Genomic DNA, 15,313 nt, shown 5'->3' with positions numbered 1-15,313 from the left:
ATTTTATTTATAGTATAGCCAACTATCTACTATAGTTGCACTTTCCTTATCACGTGTTATAAAAGCACAGCATCCTTAAAACTGACTCCCTACTTCCCTAGTTAACCAATTACGCATCACTAACGTGCTTTCGAAGCTTCGTTCTTCGTTCAAACGCCGTTACCCGTTCTAGCACCTTATCTTCTACAAAATCGATTATTTTTTCCTGAATACGGGTTTTGTATACTTTGTTGATGTAGGTTATGCCCCCTGGAGACATTACATTAACTTCAACCAGCATACCTCCTATTACATCAATTCCGCAGAAATAAAGTCCGTCTTTTACTAATTTTGGACCAATTTTTCGGCATAATTCCTTTTCTTGTTTAGACAACGAATGCTTTTGTACCGAACCACCTGCCGATACGTTACTTCTATGATCTTCTTCACCTGGCACACGAGCCATGGCACCAATAGGTTGGCCGTTAAGTAACAAAATTCGAACATCGCCTTTTTCTGCTCCTTCAATATAATCCTGAAGGATTACATAATTTGAAGTCCCATCTTTGTTATCTATATAAAAATCTAATAGGGAGTTAATACTCTTCATGGCTCTCTTTTCAATTAAAATAACTCCTGAGCCTCCATAACCGTTCAACGGTTTCAGAATCATCCTCTCTGGTCCTTCTTTAATGGTTTTTTTAAGGTATTCTTTATTTTTAGTTACGTGAGTTCTTGGAATAAATTCATTTTTGTCATCTTCGAAGACCGCAGTGTATAGTTTATTGTTGGCGCGTCTAATTCCATCCAGATCATTCATAATAAACACATCGTCTTTTACGCTATCTAAAAAGTTAAGCATAATCATATCCAACGGCGGATTGCTACGTAAAATAACTACGTCGAAACCTGCCATAGGTAACATTTCGTCGTAAAATTCTGCTTTTTTATGAAACGAAGTAAGCTTGTTGGGAACTTTTTCCATTCGTTTTAAACAACGGCTAAAGGCAAAGGCTACACTATCGCGAATGGTAAGATTTGCGGGCGTTGTAATGGCCAGACCGTGACCACGTTTGGCGAATTCCTGAATCATTGCCAATGTGGAATCGTTTTCGGGATCCATTTCTTCCCAGGGATACATAATGAAACAGACGTTCATAGGATTGGTTTTCTTGATTAGAAAAACCAAAATACAAAAGTTCTAGGAACTACAAGAGAATTATTAAAAGGATACGCGAAATATTAATTAATCACCTGTCCCGTATTGGTAGCACCAAAACTAGCCACGCTACCCGTAGTCCATGTAAAATCCACATATTCGTTTCCTGTGCCTACCAATTGTAAAGAGGTTCCCACAGGAGTTGTTGTATTAGACTCGCTAACTCCAATATTTTCTGAAACCATACCCATGGCTGGTCCATTGGTAGCAATTAAACTATCCTCATAGCTCAAAAACTGAATGACATTTCCTGTAGAAATTTTCACCAACGCTAAACCCTCATCGTCGTTCTGAAGCCCATTTGCAGGAAGTAACGTAGCCAAGGTGCCAAATCCTGTCCCTTCATTTGGAATAAAGCCCGTAAGGTTGATTGGGACGCCTGTTGTAGTAGCAAAACCAGCGCCATTACCACTATAGCGCACCATTTGATAATCGTTCAAATCTGTTCCTGCCACACCAGCTATTTCAAAACCTTCTCCTGTATCGGTACCAATATTATCATAATGGATTTCATTAATCCAGATTTCTGGGGTAGCAACGGTCACACACGTGATGTTTTCCCATGAGTCTCCATCCCACAATTGCAAACAGCCAATAGCTTCAACAAAAATGAGCATGCCAACATCACTAAAACCGGGACTTATCATGTTCCGTTGTACAATGGTAGAGACTCGAGGGGGTAAAAAACCACCATAGCTGGCTCCTCCATTTGAAGAACTGCTGATTTCCAAAACAGACCTTGGTGAAGGTGTAATGGTTCCTATCCCAACTTGGGAAATACAAGAAAACGAAAAGATTAAAATAAAGGAAGTAATTGCAGAATATCTCATACCAGTATGCTTTTAGACAAACTGGGGAGTTAAATTACAATTAAAGATACAAAAAATTACAATACGAAAGCTTGTTTTGCGTATTTCTGAAACAATAGAATTGTTTAAATATTATGTTTTATTCCGAATCCAAGTCGAACGTATCGGAAGGATTATGATCTTGATAATGCAGCATATCTTCCCCATTAGCAATAATGGTTGAAACAGTTGCATCTCCGGTTACATTTACCACCGTACGTATCATATCCAATATTCGGTCTACCGGAAAGATAATAGCAATCCAAGCTGGATTTAATCCTACAGAATCCAGTACAATAATAAGCATCACCAAACCTGCGCTAGGCACTGCGGCAGATCCTATAGAAGCCAAAGTTGCTGTAACCACAATAATTAATTGTTGCCCAAGCGTTAAATCTATCATATGTAATTGTGCTAAAAATACTACAGCAACTGCCTGGTACAAACACGTACCATCCATATTTACCGTGGCGCCAATTGGCAAAACAAAACTTGTGATTTTTTTATCTACGCCAAGATTTTCTTCTACGCATTCCATGGTCACAGGCAATGTAGCAGCACTACTAGAAGTAGAAAAAGCCAAGGTCTGTGCTGGACTTATGGCTTTAAAAAAACCTTTATAAGGTATTTTCTTTACAAATATTTTTAAGATAAGAGGATACATGATAAAAATCATAAAGAATAGCCCTATTATTACCGTTAAGGAATACCAACTCAATCCTTTAAAAATCTCATATACCTTACTAATGTCGTTGCCTGCCATTTTACTTACTACCCCTGCAAGCAATGCGAAAACGAAGAAGGGTGCTGCTTGCATCACGAAGTCTACCATTTTTAGGAAAACCTCCATAATGCTATCTACAACTTTAGTAACAGGTTGTGATTTTTCATTCGGAATAAAGAGCAAACAAATACCAAAAAACAAGGAAAAGAAAATGATCTGTAACATAAGTCCATTTTCACCAAGCGATTTAAAAAAATTCTGAGGGACGAGATCTACTAATGCCTGTAAAGGTCCGGCATCCTTAGTCATATTGGCAGTTTCCATTTTTTCTGAAACGGATGCATCTTGTAATTCGCTTTTAGAGAGATCTGTGATACGCTGGGCGCGCTCTAAAAATTCTGGATCCTGTAAATAATTAATACCATCCTTAATTTCATAGCCCTGTTCACTTGCCCAAATTTCATAACTAATACGGTTGTCAATACGGCTATCCTCATCTATTAAAGCACCAGGCTTAATGATATTAACCAGGGTTAAGCCAATGGAAACTGCTAACACAGTAGTGATTAAATACGCCAGAAGCGTCTTCCCTCCCATTCTACCTAAACTAGAAGGGTCTCCAATATTCGCAACACCGCTAATTACCGAAAACAATACCAATGGCACGGCAATCATCTTTAAAAGATTTATAAAAATAGTACCAAAAGGGGCAATCCAGTCTATCGTGAATTGGCTCCATCCTAAACTACTGGAGAGTAACGCCCAGATAACACCTAAAACTAATCCTATAATAATCTTCCAGTGTAATGCTAATTTCTTCATAGTGTTTATTTCGCTTCTTGCGAAGCTCTATTATTTATTTTTTATTACTTCAAAATTGTAATTGGGATGCAATATCAAATCTGGCTGAGTGATTTAATGAAGCCCGAGCATAAGCGAGTGCTTTATTAAATTGTATCGAAGCCCAATTTAGACAATTTATTCAGCATCCAAAAATCGGCTAGTGTTAGGGCCGCCATGGCTTCTACAATGGGCACTGCGCGTGGTACTACGCAAGGATCGTGACGCCCTTTACCCATCATTTCAACCATTTCTCCTTTGCTATTTATAGTATTTTGTTTCTGAATAAGTGTGGCCACAGGTTTAAAAGCAACTGTAAAGTAAATATCCTCGCCATTGCTAATTCCGCCTTGCACACCGCCGCTGTGATTGGTTTGGGTGCTTCCGTCTTCATTAAAAATATCGTTGTGTTCGCTACCTTTCATCTTTGTTCCTTCAAATCCGCTACCAAATTCAAAGCCTTTTACGGCGTTTATCGATAACATTGCTTTGCCCAATTGCGCGTGCAGCTTATCAAAAACAGGCTCTCCCAAACCAACAGGTACATTTTGAAGTACACATGTTATGGTTCCGCCCACGGTATCACCTTGCTTTTTAATTTGCTTGATATACGCTTCCATTTTTGAAGCCATTTCAGCATCTGCAGTACGTACGGGGTTTTTTTCTATTTCTGAAAAGTCAACTTCTGAATATGGTTTATTCAAAGTTAATTCTCCAACAGATGAAACATAGGCAGTAATCCTAACATCCTTCAGTAATTGCTTGGCAATCGCTCCTGCCACTACTCTACAGGCAGTTTCCCGCGCCGAAGAACGCCCGCCACCACGATAATCCCGATGTCCAAATTTTTTATCGAACGTATAATCTGCGTGCGACGGACGGTAAGTATCTTTTATGTGGGAGTAATCTTTAGATTTCTGGTCGGTATTCTCAATCACAAAGCCAATAGGCGTTCCCGTGGTTTTTCCTTCAAATATTCCTGAAAGAAACCGAACGCTATCTTCTTCTTTTCGCTGAGTGACAATAGCAGATTGGCCGGGTTTGCGACGTTGCATTTCGGCTTCAATGGCATCCAAATTTACGTAAAGTCCTGCCGGACAACCCTCTATAATGCCACCTATGGCAACTCCATGCGACTCTCCAAAGGTGGTGAGTTTAAAAACGGTACCGAAGGTATTGCCTGCCATAGTGGGGTTTTCAACAAATGTAAATGTTTCGCACCAATAGTGAAAGTAATCGTGGGTCTACGTTATTAACATTGCTGTTAACACTGCTACATAGCTTTAAGAGCGCGTCTCAGAATAGTTACAGGATGTAAGGCTTCTCGAGCTGTCCCATCTTTTATTTGATGCCTGCAACTGGTGCCATTGGCAGCAATTAGAACATCTTCTGAAGCTTTTCTAACAGAAGGAAACAACCGTAGCTCCCCTATTTTCATACTCACGTCGTAATGTTCCTTTTCGTAACCGAAACTCCCTGCCATCCCACAACAGCCCGAAGTAATGATGGTAGGTTTGTAGTTTAAAGGAAGATTCAACATATCGAACGTTACTTTTTGGTTACTGAGTGCCTTCTGATGGCAATGCACGTGGATTTTTATCTGTTTTTCTTCGGAAGTAAATTGAGCTGCGGAAATATGGCCTCGTTCTATTTCTGAAGCTAAAAATTCTTCTATCAAGAACGTATTTTCTGAAATATGCCGCGCGCCTTGCAAATCGTCCACCAACCGAAGGTATTCATCCCGAAACCCTAATATTGCCGAAGGTTCAATCCCCAACAAAGGCACCTCTCTCGAGACTTTAGGCGCAAGATAGGCTACGTTTTTTTCGGCCTCTATTTTCGCTTCGTCCAGAAATCCTTTGGAGAGCATCGCTCTGGCACTGTCTAGATGGTGAACAACATCAATTTGATACCCTAAAGCATTTAATAATTCATAGGCATCTATAGCGATTTCAGCTTCTAAATAATTGCTGAATTCATCTACAAATAATATAACTTTATTTTTTGTAATATTCTGTTTTTGAGTATTTTGAATATAGTTACTAAAACGTATACTTGACACCTTTGGAAGGGTGCGTTTTTCAGCAATATTGCCTTGTGCTTTTATAATTCCGGCAGTAATTGAATTTTTAAATAAGAAGTTTGTAATGGTAGGATATTTTGCCGCTTGTTTATTGAAATAGGTACTTTTTCCTACCAGCTTTTCGGCAGTAGAAGCTCCGTTTGCCTTTCTGTATTGATACAAAAACTCTGCTTTTGCGGTTGCCATATCCACATTACTTGGGCATTCTGTGGCGCAAGCCTTACAACCAATGCACAAATCGAACACTTCCTTTAATTCTTGTGAGTCGAATTTATTAGCTGCATCGTTATGAGTCAACACCTCCCGAAGCATATTGGCTCGGGCTCTGGTGGTATCCTTTTCATTTTTTGTAGCGTGATAGCTAGGACACATGGCACCTGCTGCTTGTTCCGTTTTCCGGCAATCGCCACTACCATTACATTTTTCAGCCAAACGAAGAATACCTTGTGAATCTCCAAAGTTGAATTGCGTTGGGATTTCTTCCGTCGGGAAATCGGTTCGGAGGCTTTCGTCCATAGGCCAGGCATCGGTAATCTTGCCAGGATTGAAGATATTATTAGCGTCAAAGGTGTTTTTAATTCGTTGTAAGAGCGCGAAATTGGCTTCACCAATCTGTAATTGCAAAAATTCGGCACGGACAATCCCATCGCCGTGTTCGCCCGAGAAAGAGCCTTTATATTTTTTGGTAAGTTTTGCTACATCTGTCGTTATCTTTCGGAATAAGGATTTTCCCTCGTCTGTTTTCAGATTTAAAATAGGTCGCAAATGCAATTCTCCAGCTCCTGCGTGGGCATAATAGACAGCGTCCTGATTATACCCCTTCATTATTTGAGTAAACTCTTTGATGAAAGCTGGCAAATCTGGAAGCGCCACCGCCGTATCCTCAATACACGCCACCGCTTTTTTATCGCCCACCATATTGCCCAACAATCCGAGACCTGCTTTACGCAATTCCATTGCCATGGTGATTTCCGCGCCTTTTAGTACTGGTTGCGCATAACTTAAGCCCGATTCGCTTAAGGTCGCTAACAGTGCTTCTATTTGTGTGTTAAGTTCGTTTTGTGAACCCGCATTCAGTTCCAAAAGCAACAATGCTTTGGGCACACCTTCCACAAAAAAGCGATAGGGCTCGTATTTTTTATTCTTTTTGGTACAGTCCAAAATTACATCATCTATCATTTCACAGGTGTACACACTGTGTTGCATGACGTTGTTGATGTCGTTTAAGCAGTTTTCAAGCGTTTCGTATTGGGCGGCTATTAATGCGGTTTCAGTAGGTGGAAGATGGTCTAGTTGAAGTGTAATTTCGGTTGTGAACGCTAGTGTGCCTTCACTTCCGCAGAGTAGGTTACAAAGGTTTATTTTTTCTTCGGAAGTGGAGAATACTTCATTTTCTAGTAGCGCATCAACTGCATAGCCAGTGTTTCGGCGATGAATTTCAGGTTTTGGGAATTCTTTGATTATTTCGGCACGGGTTGCTTCTGAGGATAATTCAGTATACAACATAGTGTAAATCACGCCTTCTAAGGTGCTTTCTTTAGTTTTTGCAATAAATTCAGCTTTAGAGAGTTCAGAAAACACAGCCTCTTTTCCATCGGCGAGAATTGTTTTCAACATAACAACTTTATCACGCGTCACTCCATACTTAATAGAGGTGGTTCCACTGCTATTATTCCCTACCATTCCTCCTATCATACAACGATTGCTGGTAGAGGTATTGGGACCGAAAAAGAGGCCGTAAGATTCTAAATAACTGTTCAACTCATCTCTAATAACGCCAGGCTGCACAGTCACTGTCTTAGCGTGTTCATCGACACTCAAAATACGTGTAAAATGTTTAGAAACATCTACCACTAGACCATCACCTACACATTGCCCAGCGAGTGATGTGCCAGCGGTACGGGGAATGATAGACGTATTATTTTCCTGTGCAAATTGAATAAGTTGTTTTATATCGGCTTCAGTTTTAGGAAACGCAACAGCCAAGGGCACTTTGCGGTATACCGAAGCATCTGTAGCATAGATAGTTTTGTGAAGCACATCAAAATGAAGTTCACCAGATAAAGAATTTTGTAACTGAAGTAGTTTGTCTTTCATGGAGTATTGTAAAAGTAATGGGTTAGAACACGCAAAGCAATACTTCATCAAATAAAAGTCTAACATTTCATTAACTCATACTAGCGTACAAATAACCTAGGTTTGTAAAAATTAATAACCCTAACACTATACAATATGAAAAAATTAATGATTATGGCTTTGGTTGTTTTCGGCTTTGGCTTACATGCAAATGCACAAGAAGAAAAAAACGCAATCGGACTTAGATTGGGAGACAGCGATGGTTTTGGTACCGAAGTAAGTTACCAACGCTATCTGGACTCCAAACACCGTCTAGAATTTGACTTAGGATGGCGTAGCAATAAAAATTTCAATGCCTATAGATTAACGGGATTATACCAATGGGTATGGAACATTGACGGTGGTTTTAATTGGTATGTAGGTGCTGGTGGTGGTGTTGCTCAAGTAGATTTTGATAAGAAAGATAATTTTCCTGGCAACGACGATACTGAAACGTATGTATATGCAGCTGGTGATATTGGGATAGAATACGATTTTGATTTTCCACTTCTCTTATCCCTTGATTTTAGACCAGAATTTGGTTTTGGAGATGTAAATGACGATGTTGATTTTGATATAGCACTAGGTGTTAGGTATCAGTTTTAAAGCTGAGATCCATAAAATAGATTTAAAAACGCCCTTTATGGGCGTTTTTTTTGCGGTAAACCACTAAAGAAAATAGGGTTTTTCCTGTTCCTTAAATGAACAAATTATCGCATTTTTATAAATTACAACTAATTGCCATTTATGAAAACTCATTATGTAGATATTCATTGTCATCCCTCACTAAAACCATACAGCAAGAGTTTTAAATACCACCCTAGCCAACAAAATACCATAGATGCTGAAAGAAAGAATTCCATTTGGCACTATAGCCCACCCAATGTGTTTGAAAAATTTGTGAACAGGATAGTGACTCTTACTAAATTCACACAAACCGATATGAGCGCATTAGCAAGATCTGGCGCCAAGGTTGTAATTGTAAGCCTTTATCCTTTTGAAAAACATTTTTTGAGCAAGCGGATATTGGGATGGAAAGGATTAACCGATATTTTGGTAAACCTAGCCGCCAGTATAAGTCAAAGCCGAATAGATGCCGTAATGAACCATCAAGATTATTATGAGGACTTAGAAAGTGAATATGATTTTTATAAACAATTAAATAATCAGGTACATAAAATAGAGGGCGTTTTTTATACCTATAGGCTGGTAAAGAGTTTTACTGAAATTGAAGAAAACCAAAAAAGCGATACCAATAATAAAAAGATTATAAGTATTGTACTCTCTATAGAGGGAGGACACTCTTTTAATACGGGTTTAGACATAAACAAAGACACTGCAGACCCCATTGAAGTGCTAGAAAATTTAATGAAAGTAAAGGATTGGGAACATAAACCCATCTTTATAACCTTGGCACACCATTTTTACAATGAGCTATGTGGTCACGCAAGCAGCATTAGTATAGGGGCTTTAAAAGATAACCAAAAAAGGGGGTTAAACACTGGGATTACTGAATTAGGAGTGGAAGTTCTGGAGCGCTTGCTGTACGATACAAATGGACACAGAATCCCCATAGACATAAAACATATGAGTACTATGTCCAGGAAAGCCTATTACAATTTACTGGACACCAAATTTAAAGGAGAAAATGTACCTGTTATTGCCAGTCACGGGGCGGTAAACGGGCAACGGTCCATCGTACAATGGGATGTGACAGATTATCCAGAACAAGCGCACTATTTCAATAACATTGATATTAATTTTTACGATGACGAACTTATACGTATTGCCAATAGTAATGGTATGTTTGGAATACAGCTAGATGAGCGCCGTATTGGTAGTAAAAAAGCAATTAATGCCTCTAAAATCTATTTTCCTAACAAACGAAAACAGCTTCAGAAAAAATCGTTATTAGTATGGAGACAGGTAGAACACATTGCTGAAGTATTAAATAATGAAGGCTTATTTTGCTGGGGAATTCAAACCATTGGTAGCGATTTTGACGGAATTGTAAATCCAATAAAAGGGTTATGGACCGCCGAAAACATTAAAGACCTGGGCGAAGAAATGCTACAGCACGCCAATGATTATCTACAAGAAAATCGAAGCCGTTTAAAAGAGTTCAATAAAATTAGTGCAGAGACCATCGTGGAGCGAGTGCTTCATAAAAATGCCATGGAGTTTTTGAAAAAGAATTTCTGAAGTTGCAAGTGGGAAATTCTGGAACACGGTTTCTACAAATAGTGCCCTTTGAAGTAATGATGAGTAAAGGCAGTAAATAAACTGATGTACTTTATTCTTGAGCAGCAGACTTTACCACTACTGGCAATCCTTGCTTTTTATAGGTAATCATCACACACGGTTGCGACATAACAGTAGTTGCATATTTACCTTGCGATTTACCAGCGACCAATGTTACTGCAATCACATTCTTCTCTTTTATTACTGAAGCTACTTGTAGTCCTTCAACGCCATGGCTTACTTCCCCTGGGGCATAAAAAAATACTTCATGTTGCTTAAAATCTACTTCAGGAATTGGAATCCCTGGTTTTCTAGTACTGTTTACTTTCGCAAATATTGAGTTTAAGGCTTCTTGAGACGTAACCAACTGTTCTGTGCTTTCAGTAAAATTACTATGAGCATCACTTAGCAAGGTTGTAAAATCCAGAGATTTTTGCATAGCATTTTCCACTTGTTTTGGTGATGAATCCATAGGGGTATTCTTACAGTTTGTAAAAATAAACAAAGGCATAAATACTATTATTAAAAAAACATTACGAAACATAGGCTACGGCTTTTGCATACACATCTTCATACATTGGGACAATGTTTTTGGTATCAAACTTTCTGGCTGCTTCCTTTGCTTGGCGTTTAAATTTTGACAATTCTTCAGGTGATTTTAAGATTGAAATTGCATTTGTGGCCATTTCATCTAACGCGCCAACATCACTTAGATATCCGCTTACTCCATCTACATTTACTTCTGGCAATCCGCCTGTATTACTTGATATTACGGGCACGCCGCTTGCCATGGCCTCCAAAGCTGCCAATCCAAAGCTTTCTTTTTCTGAAGGCAATAAAAACAAGTCGCTAAAACATAATATCTTATCTATCTCGCTACTATTTCCCAGAAATCTAACCTTATCCTGAATTCCCTTTTTTCGGCATAGTGCTTCACCCGCTTCTTTTTCAGGACCTTCACCTACCATAATTAAGATAGCGGGTATTTCTTTCTGAATTCGATCAAAAATTTCTATCACATCCATAATCCTTTTCACCGGTCTTAAATTACTAATATGCGTAATAATATATTCGTCTTTTTCGGCCATTAAGTCCCGCTGGCAATCTGTAAACGGATTGGTATATTTTTCAACATCAATAAAGTTTGGAACCACGTCTATTTCAGTAGTGATATCAAAAAGTCTATTGGTGTCGTCCTTCAAACTCTGTGACACCGAAGTCACCACATCACTCTTATTAATACTAAAGGTTACAGCAGGTTTGTAAAAGGGATGATTTCCTACAAGCGTAATATCCGTTCCGTGTAACGTAGTTACCATGGGAATAGAAATTCCTTCGGCCAATAACATTTTCTTCGCCATATATCCTGCATAGGCGTGCGGTATGGCATAATGAACGTGTAAAACTTCAATTTTATACAACTTCACCATATCTACCAATTTACTGGATAATGCCAGCTCATATGGCTGATAGTGAAACAAAGGATATTCTGGTACCGAAACTTCGTGAAAGTGTATGTGTTTTGATAACAAATCTAACCTAACGGGTTGTTTGTAGGTTATAAAATGAATTTCGTGACCTCTTTCGGCCAATGCCAATCCAAGTTCTGTAGCAACTACGCCACTTCCTCCAAAGGTTGGGTAACAAACAATAGCTATTTTCATTTAAATGCGGTTTCAGTGGTTGATTTGGTACTATACTCTATGGCTTCGTAAATAACTTCTTGAATAGTACTTCTCAAATTACTTCCAATTAATTTTCTATTATCTGCAGATGGGTAGGTTCGATTAGACAGAAATACATACACAACTTCCTGTTCTGGATCTGCCCATGTAAACGTACCTGTAAAGCCACTGTGACCAAAACTGGTCATAGAAACACAACCACAGGTTGGTCCAGACTCACCCAATTGCGGTTTGTCGAAACCTATACCTCTTCTAATTCCTTTATCACAGTACAAACACGTGTTAAATACATCTAAGGTTTCCGGATTAAAATAGCGTTTCCCGCCGTAGAATCCTTTCCAAAGATACATTTGCATAATTTTGGCAATATCGTTGGAGTTGCTAAATATTCCAGCGTGACCTCCTACCCCGCCAATCATAGCTGCTCCCTGGTCGTGTACGTAGCCGTGAATCTTTTGCATTCTAAAAGACGCATCATCCTCGGTTGGTACAATCTTGGCTTTAGAGAACTTAGATAGCGGATTATACGTGGTATAATTAGCTCCTAAAGATTCATATAAATTAGTCTGCACGAGTTCATCCAACCCTTTCCCGTAGTAATTTTCCAAGTATTTCTTAAGGATATAATACGGTAAATCACTGTATTTGTAGCCGCTCCTATCCCGTAAATCGCTTTTCCTAATAATCTCAAAAATACTGTCCTTATAATCACGTCGCATATATAACCCTTCGGCAACTTTAAGGTTAAAAGTTTCATTAGGATTCTTTTTATAATACTCCTTTGAAGGTTGTTTCGTAACAGAATCCAGTGTATGTATATAAAAAGGAATCCACGCTTTGAGTCTTGCTGTGTGTGTTAGAATTTCTTGTAACGTAATGTTTGCTTTATTCGAATTTTTGTACTCTGGTAACATTTCAGAAAGTTTTGTATCCAGAGTAAGTTCACCACGATCTACTAATTCCATGACCATAGGCAGTGTAGCCAAAATCTTGGTGAGCGATGCCACATCATAGATATCGTCTGGTTTTACACTAATCTTTTTTTCCTGTGTATGGTTTCCAAAGGTTTTGTTATAGATTACTTTTCCTTTACGAGCTACCAAAATCTGAGCCCCGGGATACATATTACCCCACAAACCTATATTGGCCAGAGAATCTATTTTTTTAAGTTTGTAACTGTTTACTCCAACACTTTCTGGGGTACCGTATTGCAAACGTCGTAATGGCTTTGTTTCGTAATGGGTATTTACCGGAAAGTCTTCTCCCAGACTTACAGGTAGCTTTCCATTTGCTCCTCTAGCTCCAAAAATAAGTTGAGCCGAAAGTTCCTGAGCCACATCACTATTTTGATAGGACATAATAATACCTTCAAAATTGGTAGCTGTTTTTAAATCTAACAATGCGTAGGGTCTTGTAAATACATCCAAAATCACCGTGTTAGTCCTCGCAATTTCGTAGAGCCAAACCAGTTCCTTTTCAGTAAACTCATAGCTTTTCCAAGGATTCTCATTGGAGCGGTGAAAACCGATGATGACATAATTATAATTCTTCAATTCCTTGACATAATCATCTAGACTAGATTCTTTTACCCAATCCACATTTGCATACGCGCGTAACTGATTTAAAAATGCTGTTCCAGAATCGTCTCCAAAATTTATATAAGCAATTTTCTTTTTCTGAAGGTCTTTAATAGGCAAAATAGCTCGGTCGTTTTTTAAGACAGTCAACGCATTTTCCATAGCTTCTTCGTACAAAGCATCGTCCCAAACAGTGTTAAGTTCTTCTATTAAATACCTTGTGGATACGGGTTGGTATGTATGTAGCCCAACTTTGTATTTAGCATATAAAATCTTTTTTACAGAATGCGCTAAACGCTCTTCGGTAATAACGCCTTCTCTAAAAGCATTTACCAATAATTGATGCGCCTTTGGTATGTCTTCAGAAATAAGCAACACATCGTTTCCAGCCAAAAAAGCAGCCAAATCTATCTCGCCAGGTTCTTTAAAATTGGCGGCTCCCTTCATGTTTAAAGCATCTGTAAAGATTAGGCCGTTAAAACCCAGTTCTCCTTTCAGCATATCGGTAACAATAGTTTTGGAGAGCGATGAAGGAAAATCCAATTGGGTTTCTAACGAAGGAACATTAAGGTGGGCTACCATGACACTACTAAGCCCTTCATGAATAAGGCGTTTGTAAGGATATAACTCTACACTATCGATTCGTTCTTTCGAAAAATGAATGGTAGGCAATGTTTTGTGGCTATCGGTATCGGTGTCGCCGTGACCTGGGAAATGTTTCGCATTTGCAATGATTCCGGCACTTTGCATACCTTTCATAAAGGCAAGTGACTTTTGAGTTACATTTTCTTTGTCTTCTCCAAAAGAACGATTTCCAATAATTGGATTTTTCGGATTGGTATTGATATCTACAACCGGAGCGAAATTTATATGAACTCCAAGACGTTTACTGTGTTCACCAATACGTTTTCCAACTTTTTCTACAATCTTATTATCTTCAATAGCGCCCAAGGTCATATTCCATGGGTACGCAAAGGTGGAATCCAGGCGCATAGCGAGCCCCCATTCTGCGTCCATCGCTACCATAAGTGGAATTTTGGATGCTGCTTGAAATTCATTATTTAGTTTTGCCTGTCTTTTTGGGCCTCCTTTTGAAAAGATAACTCCACCAATATATTGCTCTTCGATGAGCTTTTTAATTTTATCGGTTTTAGCTATTGGATCACTGGAAAACACATCTACCATAAAAAGTTGCCCCACTTTTTCCTGAAGGGACAAATTAGAATAGATACTGTCAACCCATTTTTTTTGATTCTCAAAGTCTTCCTTGACAATCAAAGGGTTGATTTGTTGCGCATTCGCTGAAAAAAATAATAGTACTAAAAGTGAGGTTAAAAGGTGTTTTTTCATAGCATTTAAAAATACAAAAACTATGCTAGAAATCTGTTGTGCCAACTTTCTTTTGCAGGAACTTCCCAATTTTCTAAATATTCTTCTTTGGTGTTCACCAAGTTGTTGAAAACCACTGTGTTTGGAGATACCGACTTCGCCTTTGCCATTTTCTTAAAATCTGCGAGTGACTTGTGCGCAATAAAATCTCCATTGTAGAAGGTGACATTCATTTTATCCAACAAGTCTACATCAAATTCACGTTGTAATTGCTGAATAAAATGCACCGAAGCATCTATACTACATCCAGAAGCCGAAGCATTTTCCTGATTGAGGCCGAAGACAATAAAACGGTTATATTTTATCTCAAAACCTGCTTCCAAGGTACTTCCATGAGCAGTCCATTGGGTTAAAAATTCAATAGCTTTTTCTGAAATCACGGCAACCTCTTCATCCGAAAATTTGCGATTACTTTGATACACCCAAACACGGGAATTATTTGGTAAGGTTGAAAAATCTGCTAGCATGTTCAATTTTTCACAAAGATACTTGGAAAAACGGGAGTAACATACCGTAGCATTAAAATCTCTTGCTTAGTTTTATAAAAAAATGATGCTTGCCATTGGAATTTTTCAAGTAGCCCTTTTAGTAATTGAACTACTAATGGTTATGG

Annotated in this window: 11 protein-coding genes; 2 read left to right on the top strand and 9 right to left on the bottom strand. The window is 38.6% G+C overall.

The features are described 5' to 3' along the window. Positions 1-109 precede the first annotated feature (109 nt). The 5 genes from gshB to ACQ2HF_RS11715 form a co-directional block, all read right to left on the bottom strand. Positions 110-1,138, bottom strand: a complete 1,029-nt coding sequence (gene gshB, locus ACQ2HF_RS11735; protein ID WP_432410607.1) for a glutathione synthase — start codon at positions 1,136-1,138, stop codon at positions 110-112. Between the two features lie 83 nt (positions 1,139-1,221). Continuing rightward, positions 1,222-2,028 carry a hypothetical protein gene (locus ACQ2HF_RS11730; RefSeq protein WP_432410606.1) on the bottom strand — a complete coding sequence of 269 codons (807 nt, stop codon included), beginning with the start codon at positions 2,026-2,028 and terminating at the stop codon, positions 1,222-1,224. Between the two features lie 118 nt (positions 2,029-2,146). Continuing rightward, positions 2,147-3,592, bottom strand: coding sequence for a dicarboxylate/amino acid:cation symporter (locus tag ACQ2HF_RS11725; protein WP_432410605.1), 1,446 nt, complete (start codon positions 3,590-3,592; stop codon positions 2,147-2,149). Between the two features lie 125 nt (positions 3,593-3,717). Then, positions 3,718-4,797, bottom strand: a complete 1,080-nt coding sequence (gene aroC, locus ACQ2HF_RS11720; RefSeq protein WP_432410604.1) for a chorismate synthase — start codon at positions 4,795-4,797, stop codon at positions 3,718-3,720. Positions 4,798-4,883: 86 nt separating this feature from the next. Then, positions 4,884-7,790, bottom strand: coding sequence for an FAD-binding and (Fe-S)-binding domain-containing protein (locus tag ACQ2HF_RS11715; protein ID WP_432410603.1), 2,907 nt, complete (start codon positions 7,788-7,790; stop codon positions 4,884-4,886). Between the two features lie 135 nt (positions 7,791-7,925). Here ACQ2HF_RS11715 and ACQ2HF_RS11710 point away from each other — a divergent pair, with 135 nt between their 5' ends. Then, a complete protein-coding gene (locus ACQ2HF_RS11710; protein WP_432410602.1) occupies positions 7,926-8,414 on the top strand; it encodes a hypothetical protein in 489 nt (162 codons plus the stop codon). A 141-nt stretch (positions 8,415-8,555) separates the two neighbouring features. Continuing rightward, positions 8,556-10,010 (top strand): membrane dipeptidase, encoded by a 1,455-nt coding sequence (locus ACQ2HF_RS11705; protein WP_432410601.1) that lies wholly within the window; start codon positions 8,556-8,558, stop codon positions 10,008-10,010. A 91-nt stretch (positions 10,011-10,101) separates the two neighbouring features. Here ACQ2HF_RS11705 and ACQ2HF_RS11700 read toward each other — a convergent pair whose 3' ends face one another. The 4 genes from ACQ2HF_RS11700 to ACQ2HF_RS11685 all read right to left on the bottom strand — a co-directional run bounded on the left by ACQ2HF_RS11700 (position 10,102) and on the right by ACQ2HF_RS11685 (position 15,167). Continuing rightward, positions 10,102-10,521, bottom strand: a complete 420-nt coding sequence (locus ACQ2HF_RS11700) for a hypothetical protein (RefSeq protein WP_432410600.1) — start codon at positions 10,519-10,521, stop codon at positions 10,102-10,104. Positions 10,522-10,582: 61 nt separating this feature from the next. Continuing rightward, positions 10,583-11,713: an N-acetyl-alpha-D-glucosaminyl L-malate synthase BshA gene (gene bshA / locus ACQ2HF_RS11695; protein WP_432410599.1), complete on the bottom strand. Its 1,131-nt coding sequence runs from the start codon at positions 11,711-11,713 to the stop codon at positions 10,583-10,585. Then, positions 11,710-14,661 (bottom strand): glycoside hydrolase family 3 N-terminal domain-containing protein, encoded by a 2,952-nt coding sequence (locus ACQ2HF_RS11690; RefSeq protein ID WP_432410598.1) that lies wholly within the window; start codon positions 14,659-14,661, stop codon positions 11,710-11,712. The genes bshA and ACQ2HF_RS11690 overlap by 4 nt, the downstream gene beginning before the upstream one ends. Before the next feature lie 20 nt (positions 14,662-14,681). Beyond that, positions 14,682-15,167 carry an ABC transporter ATPase gene (locus ACQ2HF_RS11685; protein ID WP_432410597.1) on the bottom strand — a complete coding sequence of 162 codons (486 nt, stop codon included), beginning with the start codon at positions 15,165-15,167 and terminating at the stop codon, positions 14,682-14,684. Positions 15,168-15,313 lie beyond the last annotated feature (146 nt).

Source organism: Rasiella sp. SM2506, assembly GCF_050859505.1.
GTDB lineage: Bacteria > Bacteroidota > Bacteroidia > Flavobacteriales > Flavobacteriaceae > Marinirhabdus.
The sequence above is the reverse complement of the archived record's forward strand: the minus strand, read 5'-3'. Positions and strand labels throughout refer to the sequence as shown.

Coding starts and splice junctions, on each gene's coding strand:
- ACQ2HF_RS11730 (WP_432410606.1), bottom strand. CDS start 2,028: ATGAGATATTCTGCAATTACTTCCTTTATTTTAATCTTTTCGTTTTCT.
- ACQ2HF_RS11700 (WP_432410600.1), bottom strand. CDS start 10,521: ATGGATTCATCACCAAAACAAGTGGAAAATGCTATGCAAAAATCTCTG.
- ACQ2HF_RS11725 (WP_432410605.1), bottom strand. CDS start 3,592: ATGAAGAAATTAGCATTACACTGGAAGATTATTATAGGATTAGTTTTA.
- bshA (WP_432410599.1), bottom strand. CDS start 11,713: ATGAAAATAGCTATTGTTTGTTACCCAACCTTTGGAGGAAGTGGCGTA.
- aroC (WP_432410604.1), bottom strand. CDS start 4,797: ATGGCAGGCAATACCTTCGGTACCGTTTTTAAACTCACCACCTTTGGA.
- ACQ2HF_RS11705 (WP_432410601.1), top strand. CDS start 8,556: ATGAAAACTCATTATGTAGATATTCATTGTCATCCCTCACTAAAACCA.
- ACQ2HF_RS11710 (WP_432410602.1), top strand. CDS start 7,926: ATGAAAAAATTAATGATTATGGCTTTGGTTGTTTTCGGCTTTGGCTTA.
- ACQ2HF_RS11685 (WP_432410597.1), bottom strand. CDS start 15,167: ATGCTAGCAGATTTTTCAACCTTACCAAATAATTCCCGTGTTTGGGTG.
- gshB (WP_432410607.1), bottom strand. CDS start 1,138: ATGAACGTCTGTTTCATTATGTATCCCTGGGAAGAAATGGATCCCGAA.
- ACQ2HF_RS11715 (WP_432410603.1), bottom strand. CDS start 7,790: ATGAAAGACAAACTACTTCAGTTACAAAATTCTTTATCTGGTGAACTT.
- ACQ2HF_RS11690 (WP_432410598.1), bottom strand. CDS start 14,661: ATGAAAAAACACCTTTTAACCTCACTTTTAGTACTATTATTTTTTTCA.